This is a genomic window from Oleiphilus sp. HI0043 (assembly GCF_001634935.1).
Window position 1 is genome coordinate 1 of record NZ_LWEY01000910.1, and the last position, 343, is coordinate 343.

Annotated in this window: 1 protein-coding gene; it reads right to left on the reverse strand. The window is 40.8% G+C overall.

Translation table 11 applies throughout. The annotated features are described in order from the left end of the window. Positions 1–267, reverse strand: a 267-nt coding sequence (locus tag A3729_RS10225; protein ID WP_197475760.1) for a RodZ family helix-turn-helix domain-containing protein, incomplete at its 3' end; no start/stop codon positions are given. Between the last annotated feature and the right edge of the window lie 76 nt (positions 268–343).

Consider the following 343-nt stretch of genomic DNA (forward strand, 5'->3'; position numbering starts at 1 on the left):
ATTCTTGCGAGTACGTAACTGAACCTCAAGCAGCTCAACCATTCGCTCTTCATGCAAGTTAACCAAACGACAATAAGAGCGAAAATAACCTTTTAAGAAAACATCGCTACTGAAGTCGTCATAATCTTCATTCTCCATTGACTGCACAACACTTGCCCTTAGGTGAAGATCATGTGCAACATGGTCGATAGAAAATTTTAACTCTTCTCGTGCAGTCCGGAGAATTAAGCCTGGGCTTGACGAAATATCAGCTGTTTCCTTACTCATCGACTAGCACCATTTAGCGTTATTTTTTTTCCAAGTAAACTCTTGGCAAGCTGGTTTTCTTCAGTATCGGGATACA